The organism is Pseudomonas sp. E1MeOHC2 (assembly GCF_058745025.1).
The window spans coordinates 5,132,882-5,148,782 of sequence record NZ_CP196675.1 but is presented as its reverse complement, the minus strand read 5'-3'; the positions used below and the strand labels follow the sequence as shown (position 1 = coordinate 5,148,782).

At 63.5% G+C, this 15,901-nt stretch carries 13 protein-coding genes and 1 pseudogene; 4 read left to right on the top strand and 10 right to left on the bottom strand.

The genetic code is table 11. The features are described 5' to 3' along the window. Positions 1–155: 155 nt before the first annotated feature. Positions 156–803, bottom strand: a pseudogene (locus tag ACSSU5_RS23290) (SDR family NAD(P)-dependent oxidoreductase); the annotation flags it as partial. A 176-nt stretch (positions 804–979) separates the two neighbouring features. Here ACSSU5_RS23290 and ACSSU5_RS23285 point away from each other — a divergent pair. After that, positions 980–1,921 (top strand): LysR family transcriptional regulator, encoded by a 942-nt coding sequence (locus ACSSU5_RS23285; protein ID WP_264313393.1) that lies wholly within the window; start codon positions 980–982, stop codon positions 1,919–1,921. Here the strand turns inward: ACSSU5_RS23285 and ACSSU5_RS23280 are convergent. Together ACSSU5_RS23280 and ACSSU5_RS23275 are read right to left on the bottom strand one after the other, a co-directional pair. Continuing rightward, a complete protein-coding gene (locus tag ACSSU5_RS23280; RefSeq protein WP_492559924.1) occupies positions 1,887–3,062 on the bottom strand; it encodes a glycerate kinase in 1,176 nt (391 codons plus the stop codon). The genes ACSSU5_RS23285 and ACSSU5_RS23280 overlap by 35 nt on opposite strands. 114 nt (positions 3,063–3,176) lie before the next feature. After that, the gene (locus ACSSU5_RS23275) at positions 3,177–4,274 is read right to left on the bottom strand and encodes a sugar diacid recognition domain-containing protein (RefSeq protein WP_492559923.1); all 1,098 of its coding nucleotides are present in this window, start codon (positions 4,272–4,274) and stop codon (positions 3,177–3,179) included. A 160-nt stretch (positions 4,275–4,434) separates the two neighbouring features. Between ACSSU5_RS23275 and ACSSU5_RS23270 the strand changes: the two genes are divergently transcribed. The 3 genes from ACSSU5_RS23270 to ACSSU5_RS23260 all read left to right on the top strand — a co-directional run bounded on the left by ACSSU5_RS23270 (position 4,435) and on the right by ACSSU5_RS23260 (position 8,679). Further along, on the top strand, positions 4,435–5,763 hold the full coding sequence (locus ACSSU5_RS23270) for an MFS transporter (RefSeq protein ID WP_492559922.1): 1,329 nt from the start codon (positions 4,435–4,437) through the stop codon (positions 5,761–5,763). 115 nt (positions 5,764–5,878) lie between these two features. Then, positions 5,879–7,399, top strand: a complete 1,521-nt coding sequence (locus ACSSU5_RS23265) for an FAD-dependent oxidoreductase (protein WP_492559921.1) — start codon at positions 5,879–5,881, stop codon at positions 7,397–7,399. A gap of 269 nt (positions 7,400–7,668) precedes the next feature. After that, positions 7,669–8,679 (top strand): aldo/keto reductase, encoded by a 1,011-nt coding sequence (locus ACSSU5_RS23260; RefSeq protein WP_264313398.1) that lies wholly within the window; start codon positions 7,669–7,671, stop codon positions 8,677–8,679. A 214-nt stretch (positions 8,680–8,893) separates the two neighbouring features. Here the strand turns inward: ACSSU5_RS23260 and ACSSU5_RS23255 are convergent, their stop codons facing one another. From ACSSU5_RS23255 to ACSSU5_RS23225, 7 genes are all read right to left on the bottom strand, one after another. Beyond that, entirely contained in the window at positions 8,894–9,106 is a 213-nt protein-coding gene (locus tag ACSSU5_RS23255; RefSeq protein ID WP_027595420.1) for a cold-shock protein, read from the bottom strand. A 191-nt stretch (positions 9,107–9,297) separates the two neighbouring features. Further along, on the bottom strand, positions 9,298–9,990 hold the full coding sequence (locus ACSSU5_RS23250; protein WP_492559920.1) for a TraX family protein: 693 nt from the start codon (positions 9,988–9,990) through the stop codon (positions 9,298–9,300). A 3-nt stretch (positions 9,991–9,993) separates the two neighbouring features. Next, the gene (locus tag ACSSU5_RS23245; protein ID WP_264313400.1) at positions 9,994–11,070 is read right to left on the bottom strand and encodes a metal-dependent hydrolase; all 1,077 of its coding nucleotides are present in this window, start codon (positions 11,068–11,070) and stop codon (positions 9,994–9,996) included. Positions 11,071–11,188: 118 nt separating this feature from the next. Then, on the bottom strand, positions 11,189–12,439 hold the full coding sequence (locus ACSSU5_RS23240) for an OprD family porin (RefSeq protein ID WP_492559919.1): 1,251 nt from the start codon (positions 12,437–12,439) through the stop codon (positions 11,189–11,191). Between the two features lie 54 nt (positions 12,440–12,493). Beyond that, positions 12,494–13,693, bottom strand: a complete 1,200-nt coding sequence (locus ACSSU5_RS23235) for a benzoate/H(+) symporter BenE family transporter (protein ID WP_492559918.1) — start codon at positions 13,691–13,693, stop codon at positions 12,494–12,496. Continuing rightward, complete coding sequence (locus ACSSU5_RS23230; protein WP_492559917.1) at positions 13,693–15,021, bottom strand: MFS transporter; 1,329 nt, start codon at positions 15,019–15,021, stop codon at positions 13,693–13,695. The genes ACSSU5_RS23235 and ACSSU5_RS23230 overlap by 1 nt, the downstream gene beginning before the upstream one ends. Before the next feature lie 55 nt (positions 15,022–15,076). Next, a complete protein-coding gene (locus tag ACSSU5_RS23225; RefSeq protein ID WP_264313404.1) occupies positions 15,077–15,838 on the bottom strand; it encodes a 1,6-dihydroxycyclohexa-2,4-diene-1-carboxylate dehydrogenase in 762 nt (253 codons plus the stop codon). Positions 15,839–15,901: the final 63 nt, after the last annotated feature.

Below are 15,901 nucleotides of genomic sequence, written 5' to 3'. Positions count from 1 at the left end.
TGTACCCGCGCCAGGTCGCGCGGGTAACTGACGCCGCTGTTCTCGGTGAAACGGGTGGCGGTGAACTGCCCGTTGCTGGCGCGCAGGATGTAGCCGGTGTCGCGGCACAGCGAACTGGCCAGGTACAACACCCCTGGGGTGACCCACTCGGGCTTGAGCTCTTCCGGTGCCTGGGTCACGCCCCACATGCGGGTCTTGGCCACGGGCGAAATCGCATTGACCAGAATGCCGTGCTCCAGCCCTTCCATGCTCAACGCGTTCATGATGCCGACCTGGGCCATCTTGCCGGCCGAATACGCCACCAGGCCGGGCTGCGAATAGCGCTGGTACATGGCACGGTCCGAGGTGGTCAGCACCACGCGTGGCGCGGCGGACTGCTTGAGGTGCTTCCAGGCATGCTTGGCCAGCCACACCGGGGCGTGCACGCTGATACCCAGCGCCCGCTGGAGAAACGCCTCTTCCTGCGCTTCGATCCCCTGGTAATCGACCCAGCCTGCGTTGTGAATGAGGATGTCCAGCGCGCCAAAATGCTCGATGGCAAGCTCGATCAACCGCTGGCATTCGCGTTCGTGTTCCAGTTGCCCGGCATGGGCGATCACCTTGTAACCCTTGGCTTGCATGATCGCGAGCGCCTGGGCCAGCGCCGACGGGTCTTGCCCCTGGCCAGCCCGGTCAGTACCCAGGTCGCTGATCACCACCCGCGCGCCACGCTCGGCCAATGCCATGGCGTAAGCCAAGCCTAGCCCTTGGGCCGCACCGGTAATGATGGCGACTTTTTCGTTGAATGGGTCTGGTATGGGCATTACAGGGCACCTTTGATTCTCCTTTTTTACGATAACAATAAAAAAATCAATGACTTAATATTAAAAGCATGCAACTTTGATATCTCAGAGATATCACCGAGGCTTTATCAGTCGGGTGTCACGCACCCTGATGGCCGCCTTGCGGGCACCCCTGCAAGTCGATGAAGGGACGTAGAATGATCGAGACACGTTTGCTCAGGCAGTTCATTGCCGTGGCTGAGGAACTGCACTTCCACAAGGCCGCCATTCGCCTGCACATGGCGCAACCGCCCCTGAGCCAAGCGATCAACCGCCTTGAAGAAAAACTCGGTTTCAGCCTGTTCCTGCGCAACAAGCGCGCGGTCAAGCTGACCGCCGCCGGCATGGCCTTCCTGGACACCGCCTATCGCACGCTCAAGGAACTGGAACAAGGCATCGAATACGCGCGCAATGTGTCGCAAGGCATCTGCGGCAAGCTGACCATCACAGCCATCTCCATCGCGTACTACGAGTCGCTGCTCACCACCTTGCGCAGGTTCCGCGAGGTCTACCCGAATGTGCGCCTGACCATTCGTGAGATGCCCTCAGCCTCCCAGGCCAAGGCCTTGTTGGCCGGCGAAGCCGACATCGGTTTCATGCGCAAGCTGGCGATGCCACCCGACACCATCGAGTCGCGCTTGTTGCTCAACGAGCAGATCATCATGGCCCTGCCCGCCAGCCACGCCAGGGCACATCAGCCGCTGGTCGACCTGCGCGACTTCGCCGAAGAGGACTTTGTCTTCACCCCACAAGCCCTGGGCAGTGGCTACCACAGCCAGCTGATCGCCCTGTGCGAATCGGCCGGTTTCTACCCCAAGGTGGTCCAGGAAGCGGCGCAGATCCACACCCTGATCGGTCTGGTGGCCTGTGGCTTTGGCGTGGCCCTGGTGCCCGAGTCGATCGCCTATTCCACGCTGCGTGAGCGTGTGCAGTTCCGCCCGATCCGCCCAATCAAGGGCCAGCCCACCCCGACCATGGGCCTGTACATGAACTGGAACACCCAGAACGCCTCGCCAGCCCTGGGCAGTTTCATCACCATGCTCGAGCAGGGCGCGCCGAAGCGCTTCAGCGACACCCTGCAGAACCCGTTGATCCTGTAGCCCGCGCCTCCAACGCGCAGCGCCACAGCCTGCCGATATCACCGGCGCGCGCCTGCAGCAACTCAGCGGCGTTGGCACACGCCTGCTCCAGGCTCATCGGCCCGTTGACCAAGGCAAAGGCCGCATCGACACCGTGGGCATACAGCTGCTGATACCCCTCCCCCAGCGTGCCGGCAAGCACCACCACCGGTACACCATGGCGCTTGGCGACCCGCGCCACCCCCATCGGCGTCTTGCCGCGCAAGGTCTGGGCGTCAAAGCGCCCCTCGCCGGTCACCACCAGGTCGGCGCCCTGCACCAGCGCGTCAAGGCCTGCCAGCTCTGCCACCACCTCCACACCTGGGCGGAACTGCGCCCCCATGAACGCCTTGGCCGCGAACCCCATGCCGCCTGCGGCGCCACAGCCGGGGAAGTTCCGTACATCCTCACCCAGCAACCGCGCACAGTGATCGGCAAAATGCCCCAGCGCCTGGTCCAGCGCCTGTACCTGTTGCGGACTTGCCCCTTTTTGCGGGCCGAAGATCGCCGAGGCGCCATTGGCGCCACACAGCGGGTTGTCGACGTCGGCAGCCACTTCGACCTGGACTTCGGCCAGCCGAGGGTCCAGGTCGCTGGCATCGATGCGCGCCAGCCTTGCCAGGGCCAGGCCACCCTCCTCCAACGCTTGCCCCTCAGCATCCAGCAGACGCAAACCCAAAGCGCGCAGCATGCCGCTGCCACCGTCATTGGTCGCGCTGCCGCCAATAGCCAGAACGATACGCCGGGCACCTGCGGCCAATGCGGCGGCGATCAGCTCGCCAGTCCCCCAGGTGCTGCTGAGGCAGGCATCGCGCTGCCGGGTCGGCACCAATTGCAGCCCACTGGCCTGGGCCATCTCAATGATTGCGGTGCGGCTCTGCGCCAGCCACCCCCAGCCGGCTTCGACAGTTTGCCCCAACGGCCCACGCACGGTCTGGCGCCGCCATTCGCCCTGGCTGGCAGCCAGAATGGCGTCCATGGTGCCTTCACCGCCATCGGCCATGGGGCATTGGACAAGCTCGGCATCCGGCCACACGTCGGCCAGGCCCGTGGCAATGGCGCGGGCGACACCGGCAGCATCGAGGCTGTCCTTGAACGAGTCGGGGGCGATGACGATCTTCATGGGGATTCTCCTGTCCTGATGAGCGGCATGCTGACAGTTGCCCGGCCAGGTGGCCTCGGTCAAATGCACAAGACAGCGAATGCGTTGTTTGGGCAAATGCCTTCGGGCGTGGCCTTACGCGGCCGGCAGCAGTTGCAACGCCAGGTACAGGCTGAGCATGCCTTCCATCCGCAGCGGGTCGACTTCGCCAAGTTCGGCAATCCGTTCCAGCCGATAGCGCAGGCTGTTACGGTGAATGCCCAGGGCATCGGCACAGGCCTGGCTCTGACCATCATGGGCGCACCAGGCACGCAAGGTGGCAATCAGCTGACCGCTGGAATCCTTGGCACGGATACGTTGCAGCGGTTCGAGCAGCTCATCCAGCGCATCGTCGTTGCGATGGCGCCACAGCAAGGCAGGTAGCCGGTAGCGGTCGAGGCTGAGCAGGCGTTCGCCTGGCAGCACCGCTCGCCCATAGGCCAGCAGATCGCGCACTCTGCGATACCCTCGGCGCAACTGTTCCAGGCTTTGCGCCACGCCACCAAGGGCCAAGCGCTCAACCTGCCAGCCGTGACGCTGCAGGCGCTCCAGCAGCCGCGCTTCGTCCAGCACCAGGCCCGCCGGGCGGCACCACAGCAACGACTGGCGTGCGGGGCTTACGCACCAGCTGTCCGGGTAGCGGCTCATCAGCCAGGACGACAAGGTTTCGGCAGGTGGCCCCGACGCCAGTTCGAACAGGCAGGGTACCCTCGCCAACTGCGGTTTCAGGCCCAACTGTCGGGCTTCGTCCAGCAGCCGGGGCGAATCGCCGCTGCCGCCCAGCAGCAAGGCCAGCAAGTCGTCACAACGTTGTCGCCGCCATTGCTGTTCTACCTGCAGGTGGCGCTGGGCCAGGAGCATTTCAGCGGTCATGCGCACCAGTTCGCCATAGGTACGCAACTGCTGAGGGTCGCCGGTAAGGCCCAGCACCCCCATCAGCCGTCCATCGAGCATCAGCGGCAGGTTTACCCCCGGCTGCACGCCTTTGAGGCACTTCGCCGCGTCCACGTCGAGCTCGACGATCCGGCCGTTGGCCAACACCAGCTGCGCGCCCTCGTGACGGGTATTGATGCGCTCGGGCTCGCCACTGCCAAGGATCAACCCCTGGCTGTCCATGACATTGACGTTGCAGGGCAGGATGGCCATGGCCCGATCAACGATATCCTGAGCCAGGTCATGGTCGAGTTCGAACATTCAACGGTCCTTAGGGTGGTAGGCTTTGGGCCCGGGCACAGCGACCCCGGTCAACAGCTGTGCAAAAGCACAAAGACAGGCACGCCGCAGTCCCCGAGACTCGTCAGGGCGCGCCGGAACAGGCGACGCGGTGACAACCATAACAACAGAGAACCCGATCATGGCACACAGCCCCGCCCCTGACCAAGGCACGGACACCACCCGCAACGCGCTGTACCGGCGCATCACCTTGCGGCTGATTCCGTTCATTTTCATCTGCTACCTGTTCAACTATCTGGACCGCGTCAACGTCGGCTTTGCCAAGCTGCAGATGCTCGACGCCCTGAAGTTCAGCGAAACGGTATACGGCCTAGGCGCCGGTATCTTCTTCATCGGCTACGTACTCTGCGGCCTGCCGAGCAACCTGGCCCTCAACCGCTTCGGCCCAAGGCGCTGGATCGCGCTGATGATGATCGCCTGGGGCAGCCTCTCGACCTGCCTGCTGTTCGTCACCACGCCTACCGAGTTCTACGCGTTGCGCCTGCTGACCGGCGCCGCCGAAGCCGGCTTCTTCCCAGGCGTGGTGCTGTACCTCTCGCGCTGGTTCCCGGCCGACCGCCGTGGCCGCATCATGGCCCTGTTCATGTCGGCAATCCCGGTGTCGGGGCTGTTGGGTGGGCCGTTCTCCGGCTGGATCCTGCAACACTTCGCTGCAGGCCAGCATGGCCTTGCCGGCTGGCAATGGATGTTCCTGATTCAGGGGCTGCCCACCGTCGCCCTTGGTTTCCTGGCCATCCGCCTGCTCAGTGACGGCTATCAGAAAGCCACCTGGCTGAGCCCGGCCGAGCGCCAGCTGATCGAAGCCGACCTCAAGGCCGATGCCGCCAGCAAACCCGCGACCACCGGTGACAGTGTGCTCGCAGTGCTGACCAACCCGCTGATCTGGACGTTCGGCTTCGTCTACTTCTGTATCCAGAGTGGTGTGTACGCGATCAACTTCTGGCTGCCGTCGATCATCAAGAGCATGGGCTTTGACAACCCCTTGCTGATTGGCTGGCTGAGCGCCATTCCTTACCTGCTGGCCGGTGTGTTCATGATCGTCTGCGGGCGCTCGGCGGACCTGCGCAACGAGCGTCGCTGGCACCTTGTAGTGCCGATGCTGATGGGTGCCATAGGCCTGCTGATCGCGGTCAACTTTGCCGGTAACCCGGCCATCGCCATCCTTGGCCTGTCGATCGCGACCATGGGCGCCCTTACCGGCCTGCCTATGTTCTGGCCAATGCCCACCGCCCTGCTCAGCGCCGGTGCGGCCGTGGCTGGCCTTGCGCTGATCAACTCGGTGGGCCAGATGGCCGGCTTCCTCAGCCCATACCTGGTCGGCTTCATCAAGGACCAGACCGGGTCGACCGATGCTGCGCTGTATTCGCTGGCGGCATTGATCGTGGTCGGCAGCCTGGTGGCTTTGCGGGTAACGCGCGCTGGAGCGCTGGCCACGGCCAAAGTTAACTAAGACGTCCAGGAGCAATCCTCCTGCGGGGCAATGGACTGCCCCGGCCGTCGGCTCAAGCCATCACCTCGTCACCACAGGCGTCAAATGGTTGCAAAGGCCCCTTTGGAGAAGCCCCATGACCCAGCACGCCGTGGCCCGCCTCGATCAGCTCGACCCAAACCGCCCCCTGCGCGTCCAAGCCGGTAACGAAGAGCTCATCCTGATCCGCCAGGGCGACCTGGTGCATGCCTACCAGGCCAACTGCCCCCACGCGGGTGCCCCGCTCGAAGAGGGGGTGATTTGCTCGGGGCTGTTGGTCTGCCCTTGGCACAAGGCGGCGTTTGCCGTGGACGAAGGGGCGGTGTGCGAACCACCGGCGCTGGCCGACCTGCGCCGCTACCGTGCTTGGGTCAAAGGTGACGAGGTCTGGGTGGACGACCAACCCCTGGCCAAAACCGAACCACCTCGGCACAGCGATGCCCGTTGTTTCGTGGTGGTGGGTGCCGGCGCGGCCGGCAGCGCAGCCGTTGCCACCCTGCTGGCGCACGGCTTCGCCGGCCGTCTGGTCTGGCTCGACCAGGAACAGCAGCCGGCCTACGACCGAACCGCGCTCAGCAAATTCGTCATCGCTGGGCAGATGCCAGCCGATGAAGTCCCTGCCCTGCTCGAAGCGGATGACCTGCGCAAAGGCCATCTGATCCGTCAGCACGGCAAGGTCCGCACGCTGAACAGCCAGAAACGCCACATCATCCTTGCCGACGGCCAACAGATCGACTACGACGCCTGCTTGCTGGCCACGGGCGGCAAAGCGCTACGCCCACCCCTTCCTGGGGCAGACCTGCCGGGTGTATTCACCCTGCGCTCACGTGAGGACGCCGCGCAATTGCTCGACGCCGCAGAGCCCGGGCAGCCGGTAGTGATCGTCGGCGACGGTTTCATCGGCCTGGAGGCCGCCGCCGCTCTGCGCAAATACGGCTTGCAGGTGCACCTGGTTACCCGCCATGAAGTGCCACTGGCCAAGCAACTGGGTGAACGCATCGGGCGCAGCATCCGCGAACTGCACGAACGCAAAGGCGTGGTGTTCCACGGGCCCACCGAAGTCGAGCGTTTCGAAGGCCAGGGCAAGGTCGACGCCGTACTGCTGGCCAACGGTGAACGGCTGCAGACGCAACTGGTGCTGCTGGGGACCGGGGTCAAACCGGCCACGGCCTACGTCCAAGGGGTGCCGCTGGCCGAGGACAAATCGCTGCCCGTCAATGCCGAACTGCGGGCGGCACAAGGGCTCTGGGCCGCCGGTGACATCGCCACCTTCCCCCTGGCAGGCCGGCCCGTGCGCATCGAACACTGGCGCCTGGCCCAGCAACACGGTGTGATCGCCGCAGCCAACATGCTCGGCGAGCAGCGCCGCTATGAAGATGTGCCGTTCTTCTGGACTTACCAGCACGGGCGCACCTACGAGGTGCTGGGGCATGCACGGGACTGGAACCGCATCGAATACGTCGGTGAGCCGGAACACGGCGACTTCGTGGCGCTGCAATGTGTAAATGAGCACGTCGAGGCCGTCATCGCCAAGGGCTATTCAGATGCCATGGCGCAGCTGTCGCAACGGATGAAGCGGCCGCTGAGCCTAGAAGAGGCGCTCAAGCTGATTGGCTGACTTCACCGACACAAAAATCAGCTGTGGTTTCCCCCACCTCCGAACGCGGCCCGATCGGCTTTTCCAGTGTCATTCAGCACCCTCTAAACAGCCATGGCAGAGCGGCTCACAGCCAAACGGCCTGGCATTCCCGGCAGGCGGCGCATGCAGCAGCCATGGCAAAACCGATGCTGACCTGGCACAGGTGTGGCAGCCGCTGCGGCGGGCTTTCAATGGCGTCCGGTTGTGTGTAAAACAGGCAGACAAGCCCACTGCAAAGGACTCACCGCATGATCTACCGTCCCCTCGGCCAGAGTGGCCTGCAGGTTTCCGCCCTTACCCTGGGCAGCATGATGTTCGGCGAGCAGACCAGCACCGAGGACTCACTGCGGATCATCGAAAAAGCCTGGGACCAGGGCATCAACTTCATCGACACCGCCGATGTCTACAACACCGGGCGTTCAGAGGAAATCGTTGGCGAAGCCGTGGCACGCCATCGCCAGGACTGGATCGTGGCGTCCAAGGTCGGCTTTGGCCCGGCTGACGGCCTGCCCAACCGCAGCGGCCTCTCGCGCAAGCACATCTTCAATGCCATCGACGCGACGCTCACGCGCATGGACTTGGACTACCTGGACGTTTACTACCTGCACCGCGAGGACCACAAGGTACCGCTGGAAGAAACCGTGCGGGCCATCGGCGACTTGCTGCGCCAGGGCAAGATCCGTTACTGGGGGGTGTCCAACTTCCGCGGCTGGCGTATTGCCGAGCTTTGCAGCCTGGCCGAGCGCCTGGGCGTGGCCAAACCGGTGGTGAGCCAGCCGTTGTACAACATCGTCAACCGCCAGGCAGAACCCGAGCAACTGACCGCTGCGGCCCACCACGGCCTTGGGGTGGTGCCATTCAGCCCGTTGGCCCGCGGTGTGCTCAGCGGCAAGTACGCACCCGGCGCGGTGCCGGATGCCGGCAGCCGTGCCGGGCGCCAGGACAAGCGCATCATGGAGGTTGAGTGGCGCCAGGAATCATTGGCCATCGCCCGCCAGATCCAGGCCTATGTCGAGGCCAAGGGCGTGGGCATCGTAGCGTTTGCGATTGCCTGGGTGCTCAACAACCAACACGTCAGTTCGGCGATTGTCGGCCCCCGCACCGAAGCCCAATGGGACGCCTATGCCAGTGCGCTTGAGGTGAAGATCACGGCAGAGGATGAGGCGTTCATCGATTCGTTGGTGACGCCAGGGCACGCCTCTACCCCAGGTTTCAATGATGTGGCGCACTTTGTCAGCGGGCGACTGGCGCGTAGCTGAAGGCATAACGTCAAGGGCCATAAAGGCCCTTGGCCACCCATTGAGCAGTTGAACCAGTTCAAGGCCAGAATGAAAAAAGCTCCGCATCTTCCGATGCGGAGCTTTTTTTACACGTCACACAATTGCCAGGTTTTACGCCGTTCGATCAAGCACCTAGGTCAACCCGCAAGGTTGCAAGCACCTGTTCGAACGCCGAGCTGGCGGCGTGCGTGTCTTACTCAGGACGCACTTGGGCGGCCTGCATGCCTTTTTGCCCTTTTTCGGCAACAAAGCTGACAGTCTGGCCTTCTTTCAGCGACTTGAAGCCGTCCGATTCAATGGCTTTGAAATGAACGAAGAGATCGTCACCACCACCCGCTGGGGTAATGAAGCCGAAGCCTTTTTCATCGTTGAACCATTTAACTGTACCGGTTTGTCTGTTGGACATGCTCTGAGCCCTCGATGGCTGTTTTGATGCGTTTTACGTGAAATTTACAACGAGGGCCATGTCAAACAACAAGCCCCTGCAGACGACATATTGAGCGCTTTGTTGGCGAGAAGCTACTAACAATTCTATCAGACCCGAAAATAGATGAATCTTGTACCCGAATTCGCCGGCAAAAAGCCCCCTCTGCTACGTCAAATAAGCGCTTTGATCACCAGCAAATGCACCGGGTAGAACAGGTATCCCCAGCGCCCCACCGCTGGCACACGCCAATCATCTCGGCGTAACAGCAAACAGCCGAACGGCACCGCCATGGCGGCAGCGGCCAAGGTCAGCAAGGTGAACGGCGCCAGCGGATGTTGGCGCAACCAGTTGTTGGTCAGGTTGCCCGCCATCGCCAGCAGGCACGGCAGCAGCCACGCCAGCGCGCCCAGGCGGCGAGCCATGAGGCAGGCGACCGGCAACAGCACGCCGGCCAGGCCGTACATCAGTCGGTCACTGAACAGGGCCGCAGCCACCAGGGCTACCAGGCCAAGTACGCGTACTGCCACTTGATGCTGCTGCACGCCCCAGGCTACCAGCAACCCAAGGGCCAGCGTCGGCATCACATTGAACGTCTGCGAACCGCTGTCCAGCCAACGGTAGGGCCATTCGGACATAACAGAAAACGCCAGCATCGCCCCCAGATAGCGCAGGTTACCCCCGGTTGACAGCGCCCCCCCGTGGCGACGCCCGACATTGACGGCGATAGCCAGGCAAAACAGCGGGAAGGCCAGCCTGCCAAGGATGAACAAACCTTCGGCACGCGGCCAAAGAAAGCGCAGGTGGTCGGCGACCATGGTGACGATCGCCACCCACTTGACCAGGTCCAGCCCTGCCGAGCGCATACCCTAGTGCCCGCGCTGTGCCGCCGTCGGCGCCAGGTAGCGGGAGTTCCAGGCAGCCAGCGGCAAGGGCGGCTGCTGGTTGACGATGCGCCGCCAGATCAAGGCCATGTCATGGCTGTCGAACACCGACGCAACCCCTGCCCCGCGCCACGCCGAGGGGGTATCGGCAATCCAGTGCCCCTGGCTGTCGCGATGGGCCATGTTGAAGCGGAAGGTGTAGTTGCCTGGTATGCCCATGCGCAAATCGCTCACCACCAGCACGCCATCAACCTCGTCGTAACGCAGCCAGTCATCGGTAAACCAGCGCAAGCGTTGGTGCAGTGGGGCTTCGGCAAGCGCGCTGGCCAGTTCGAGGTGGCGCGGCAGGCGCAGCATTTCTGGCGGTTGCTGGTCGAACCCACTGCTGACGCCTTCGTAATAAGCCCCGTCCGGGGTTTTGGCCAGCACACGCCAGATCAGGCTATTGAAGGCAATCGGCACCGCACGTACGTCGCTGACCGTGATGCCTTGTTGGTCCAGGGCAGCCTGAAAACGCTGCTCCGCCTGCATGCGCCCGACCAGGCCAAAGCCCAGGTAGGCCGTACTGAAAACCAGCGCCAGGGCCATCAGCCTTACGGCCTGGCCCGTCACACCCTTGGCCAGGGTGTAGATCACCGCCGCCAGCAGCGGCACGGTATAGACCGGGTCGATGATGAACACCGCAGCCCAGCTTTGCGGGGTCAGCGCCAGCGGCCAGAACAATTGTGTGCCATACACGGTAAAGGCATCCAGAACCGGGTGGGTGACCAGCACCAACCAGAACGCCAGGAACAATCGCGGCAAGGTGTAGCCCTTGCCTGGCCAGCACCTGTTGACCCACCAGGCCAGTAACAGGGCCAGACCGGTGAGGACGAAGATGGAATGGGAGAACCCCCGGTGGTAAGTCATCTGCGACACCGGGTCGGCGTAGCGGATGACCACGTCCAGGTCAGGCAGCGTGGCCAGCGCGGCGCCGTACAACAGAGCACGGCGGCCCTGGATGCGTCCGAGCACAGTGCCCTGCAAGGCGGCGCCGAGTACGGCTTGGGTCAATGAGTCCAAGGCGGGGTTTCCTGAGTGGATGACTCAGGAAAACTAACCCTCTCTGCCCTTGTGGTGCAAATGCGGCTCAGTGACAAAAAGATGCCAGCAAGCGGGCGTTGCGCCATCCGCTGAGTACTCACAGCAGCTGCCAGGTGTATACCAGGGTCAAGCGGTTCTCATCGATATCACTGCGGTAGTTGGACCGCGCCATGGCATTCCTCACTCGAATCCCCAGGCCTTTCAACGCCCCGCTCTGCACGGCATAGCCGATATCCAGGTCACGCTCTCGATCACGGCCCTCGTAGCCCAACCCGGTATCGACATTGTTGCCGGTGATGTAGCGCACCGTTGCCGTCAACCCTGGCACGCCCATGGCCGCAAAGTTGTAGTCATAGCGCAGCTGATAGGAACGCTCGTCGGTGTAGGCAAACTCGTAGGTCGGCACCTCGTTGCCCAAGGGTGAAACGTTGGCGAATACCCGTGGAAACGGGCTGTCACCGTAAATGCCCTGATACCCCGCGTGGAAGCTGTGACCGCCATGACGGGCGGTGAACAGCGAAAAGAAGGCCTGGTTATCAATACTGCCCAGCAGGGCGTCGCCGTCTTCGCGGGCGGTGAAGTACCCCAGGTTGGCGCTCAGCACCCAGTCCCCCAGAGGCTTGCTGTGTTTTAGGCCCACGAAACCCTGCTCATAGATATCTTCCAGCTGCCCATACCAGAGGCTGACACTGCTCTGGTTCGCATTGAACGCGTAGTCACCCCCGACATAGTTGAACGCATCACTTTCAGCCTGACGCATGGGCACGTGGCCGAGCATGGCATTCATCTTGCCGTCGCCGCCCTCATTGCGCAGGTGGGTAGCGCTCAGGTGGCCGGCCTGCAGAGTCAGCCCCTGCAGCTCGGTCGAAAGCAGGCTGACACCCTGGTAGGTCGGTGGCAGCAGGCGGATATCACTGAACGTCAGCACCGGCAGGTTAGGCTGCAGTTCGCCTGCGCGCAGCTCGGTCTTCGACAGCCTGGCCTTGAACGTTGGCGCCAGGCGGCTGTACTCGTCCGCAGCACGGCCATCGCCATGCACCGGCAACAGCCCGGTATTGACCCGGTCCGGGCTGCTGTCGAGCTTGATGCCCAACAGGCCCAGAGCATCCACCCCAAACCCGACCGTCCCAGGCGTGTAACCCGACTTGAAGTCAAGAATGAAGCCCTGGGCCCACTCCTCGGCCTTGGATTGTTGGTTGGCACCGACAATGTCCGAGAAGTCACGGCTGAAATAGTAATTACGGGCACTGAGGCTGGCTTTCGAATCCTCGAAGAAGCCGCCTTCAGCGGCCAGCAGCGGTTGGCTGAGCAACGTCAGGCCGATAGCGACGCAAGGGGTGTGGTTCATTCCGAACCTCTCTTGATCTTGTTTTTATGGAATAAAGCGCTGGGAACACAGGATTCACGGGGTGCGGGGCAAGGCCTCCCGCGCCTGCGGCCGACGCAGGACAAGCAGCGCATGCGCCAGCAGGCCAAACAGCAGCCCCCAGAACGCTGCCGACAGGCCAAGGAAGGACACCCCCGAAGCGGTGACCAGGAAGGTGAACAGCCCGGCATCGCGCTCCGTAGGCTCGGCCAGGCTGCGGGCCAGGGCTTCGCTGATCGCCCCGTACAGGGCAAGCCCGGCGAGGGCTGCGATCAGTGCCGCCGGAAAGGCCGCGAACAGCGACATCAGCGTGGCCCCGGCAATCCCCAGCAGCAGGTACAACACACTGCCGGCAACGGCCGCGACATAGCGCCTACCTGGGTTTTCGTGCGCCTCACGGCCCGTGCACAGGCTGGCGGTAACGGCCGCCAGGTTCAGGCCGTGGCAACCGAAAGGCGCCAGCAAGGCACCGCCGATGGCACTGGCACTGATCAAAGGGCTGGCGGGTGTGGCGTAGCCGGCATTGCGCAGCACGGCCATCCCTGGCATGAACTGCCCGGTCAGGGCCACCAGCACCATCGGCAGCGCCAGGCTGAACACCGCCGCCAGGCTGAACTGCGGGGCAATCCATTGCGGCGAGGCCAGTTGCAGCACCAAGGCCTCGCTGCGAAACCCGCCGCTGGCCACGGTCACGACGGCGCCCACGCACAGTACGGCGGCCACCGCATAGCGCGGCTGAACCCTGCGCATCAGCACATAAGTGACGAACATCGCCACCACCAACAGCGGCTGCACGGGCAAGGCGCGGAACACCTCGATACCGAAACTGAACAGGATGCCGGCTTGCATGCCAGCAGCGATGGAGCCCGGCAGGCGCGTGATGATGCGGTCGAAGGCCCCGCTGATGCCGATCAGCAGCAGGGTCAGGTTTGCCACCAGGTAGGCCCCCACGGCCTGCTCCAGCCCAAGTTGCGGCAAGGCGGTGACCAACAGCGCCGACCCTGGGATCGACCAGGCGATCACCACCGGCACCCGATAGCGCAGGCTGAGCAATGCGCCGAGCACACCACTGCCCATGGAGACCGCCCAGACCCAGGACGACAGCTGGCCATGGGACAGGCTCGCAGCCTCGGCGGCGTGGAAGATGATCACCAGTGGGCCGGCGTAGGAGATCATCGTTGCCAGGCAACCGGCGACGATGGCGGACAGCGAGCTGTCCTTGAGCAGGGTTTTCATTAGGCTTGCGCCGCCGTGGCCAGGCCATGGCGCCGGCCGCTGACCAGGTGCACGGCCATGGCCAGCGCGGCAACCGCACCAGGGATGGCGAAGGCAATGAAATTGAGTTGCAGCGGCAGGTTGATGCCCATCAGCGCGCCGCCCAGCAGCGGGCCGACGATGGCGCCGTTTCGGCCGATCCCCGAGGCCCAGCCGAGGCCGGTGGAGCGCACTGCCAGGCCATACATCTGCGCAGCGCCGGCATACAGCAGGATCTGCGTGCCGATGGTGGTGGCGCCAGCAATGAAAATCAGCAGGTACAGCACCGGCATCGGGCTGTTCACGCCGAGCAGGCTGATCGACAGCGCGGCGGCGATGAAGAAGCCGACCTTGACCTTGACCAGGTTGTAGCGGTCGCCCAACCAGCCCCCCAGGATCGCCCCGGCCATGCCGCCAAAGTTCAACGCCAACAGAAACGACAGGCTCGAACCCAGGCTGTAACCTGCGTTGGCCATCAGTTTCGGCAGCCACGAGCTGAGTGCGTAAACCATCAGCAGGCAGCAGAAAAATGCCAGCCACAGGGCCAGGGTGCGCACGGCCAGGCCGTTGCGGAACAGTTCCACGACAGCGCTGCCGCCACCCTTGCGGTCGGTTGCCTGGAGCACGTCGCCAGGCTGGATGTCGCAATGGGGGTCGAGCTGCTTGAGCAGCTTGCGGGCTTCTTCGGTACGCCCTTTGCGTACCAGAAAACCAATGGATTCCGGCAGGTAGTAGAGAATCACCGGCAGCAACAGCAAGGGTACTGCGGCCGCGAAAAACATCGATTCCCAGCCAAAACGCGGCAGCATGAAGATACCGACGCCCGCCGACAGCATGCCCCCCAGCGAATAACCACTGAACATGATCGCCACCAACGTACTGCGCAGGCGTTTGGGGGCGTATTCGTTCATCAACGCCACGGCATTGGGCATCAACCCGCCGCAACCGAGGCCGGCGATGAAACGGTAGATGCCGAATTCGCTGGGGGTGGTGGCAAAGCCGTTGAGGATGGTCGCCGTGGAGAACAACGCGAAGCAGATGGCGATCCCCTTCTTGCGCCCGATCCGGTCGGCCAGGCTGCCGAATACCAGGGCGCCGAACATCATGCCGAACAGCGCATAACTGCCCAGGGCTCCGGCCTGCAGCGGCGTCAGCGCCCACTCTTTCATGATCACCGGCAGCACCACGCCGTAGATGAACAGGTCGTAACCGTCGAAGACCAGCAGCAGGCCACACCAGGCCATGACCATCCAATGGAAGGGTGTGAAGCGCGCGTTATCGATGATCGGGTGCACGTCAAGGGTTCGCATGGCATCTGTCTCTATTGTTTTTGTTGTGGAAGAAAACCGTTGCCTGGGGTGTGGCTCAGCCGAGGTCACCGCCCCCTACCGGCAGGGTCACGCCGGTGATGTAGGAGGCTTCGTCGGAGGCCAGGAAGAGAATCGCGCCGACCTGCTCGTCGATGCTGCCGTAGCGGTGCATCAGGCTGCTGTCGAGGGTCTGGTCGACGATTTGCTGGTACCAGGCCTTTTCCTGCTCGCTCTGCTCGGCGCTGTTGCGCGGCACGCGCCGTGGCGGCGCCTCGGTGCCACCAGGGGCGGTGGCATTGACGCGGATACCACGGCCAGCGGTTTCGAAGGCCAGGCAGGCCGTGAGCGCGTTCACGCCGCCTTTGGCCGCGCCGTAGGGCACGCGGTTGACACCACGGGTGGCGATGGACGAAACGTTGACGATGGCGCCTGCCCCACGTTCGAGCATGTAGGGTAATGCGGCGTGGCAACACCACAGGGTCGGGAACAATGAGCGGCGCACTTCGGCCTCGATCTGTTCCACTTCGTAATGTTCGAAGGGCTTGGCCCAAATGGTCCCGCCAACATTGTTGACGAGGATGTCGAGGCGGCCGAAGGCCTCGACCGCAGTGGCCATGACCCGGGCACAATCGCTGTGCTGCTCCAGGTCGGCGGTGAGGGTCAGCATGCCCTCCCCGGCCAGTTCGTGGACCAGCTCGGAGCGGTCCACCGCCACCACCTGCGCGCCTTCGGCCTTGAGCCGCCAGCACACGCCCCGGCCAATACCTTGGGCAGCGCCGGTGACCAGGGCGACTTTGCCTTGAAATCTTGTGTTCATCAGTATTTCTCCATGCTGACGCGGACGCTGTGGGAGCGGGCTTGCCCCGCGAAGCAGACCCCA